This window comes from Bartonella sp. AD328YNZD, assembly GCF_042196425.1.
The window spans coordinates 1-1,443 of record NZ_JBHIQG010000485.1; the positions used below are offsets into that span (position 1 = coordinate 1).

Genomic DNA, 1,443 nt, shown 5'->3' on the forward strand with positions numbered 1-1,443 from the left:
GGCTTTGGTTCGCGAAGGATTGGGTGTTTTTCGTCATTTGTGGATTGATCCTTCCTGTTGTTTCTATGGGAGCAGGGCGTGTGCGTGTGAAAGCGGTGGCGTTTTTAAAGAGAGTGGGGTTTGTGGGGTATTACAGATAACGTCGAGGGAATGATTGTTCAAAAGAACAGCGATAGCGGTAGGTTTGGGGATCAAACCAAAGCCCTATTTTGCCTTCAAAATCACCAGAACGTTGTTTGGCAATATTCATAATAACGCCGGGGCGTTTGGCTAAATCTGCTTTTTCTTGTGCGAGAGAGGCGGCAAAGATTTTGTCTTCTAACGGTCGATTGCGCCAAATGGTGATGATGTTAAAGGCATTGGCGCCAATCTCTGAGGCGCCTTTAATGTCTTCTGTGCTGGGGATATCTTTATCCAGACCGCTTTTGCGGGCATGGGCGACAAGGTGAATGTGCACACTGTTTAAAACAGCCCAATCAACCATTTTATAAACGGCTTGTTCTTGTCTTGCATAATCATCAGAGGCAATGCCAAGCCGCATCAAACTGTCGATGATAAATTGATCGCAGCCATAGCGCGCACGGCAATAGTCAAAGACATCAAGCAAGGTGTCAACGCTTGATTTGCCAACATGCTCATAAAGAATAAGCCCTTCATCTAAAAAATGAAGAATCCGTTCAATTGTCTCTTTTGTAGGCTGTTCTAAGCCGCCCGTTTGTTTGGTTAAACGGCGGAGCGATTGTTCTCCTTTCATCTCCAGAGACGCTAAGCAAAGCCGACTGTTTTGCGCAATCCAATGGGGAATACAGTCTGATAACAATTGGCTTTTACCTGCTCCACTGGCACCGCTCCATAGCGTTAATTCTGCTGGGCGGAAATGCACTTTATCCTTCAGTTTAGGATAGGGAACCGTATAACCAAGATGTTTTTCAGGCTCTGGCCAAAACAGTCCGATGACTTTGTCTTTATAGTCTGAGGCGCGCCGTAAACCTTCTGGTGCAAAGCTTTTTGCTGAGGAAAAGGCTGCTTTTATGGTGGCTCTATCAATCCCTGCGGTTAAACAGTCATTGGCATCTTTGAGGGGTAAACGGACACGGTAGCAACGGTGGCGTCCAAGCCTGCTGGCAATCTCACGGGCTGCTTCTTCACCAGGCTTATCCATATCAGTGGCTAAAAAAATTGTTTCAAAAGCTTCTAAATGATCAAATTCATTTTCAATCCAATTGTGCTTTCCTCCACTGCCTCCTCCAAAGGGGACAGAGACCGCCGGATATCCATAGGCGGCTAAGGAAAGTGCATCAATTTCTCCTTCAGTGATGACAATGGTACGGTTTGTTGAAGAAAAAATGGGAAACGGTGCGCGCTCCATTAAGGGGGCCTGCTGAGGCGCCTGCGTGGCGGCTGGGGTTGATGAGGGGGCGTGTTGAGGCGCCTGCGTGGCGG

1 pseudogene is annotated in these 1,443 nt (G+C 47.5%); it reads right to left on the reverse strand.

The window, feature by feature from the left end:
- Nucleotides 1-133: 133 nt before the first annotated feature.
- Nucleotides 134-1,443 (reverse strand): annotated as a pseudogene (locus ACFIO3_RS13070) (bifunctional DNA primase/helicase); the annotation flags it as partial.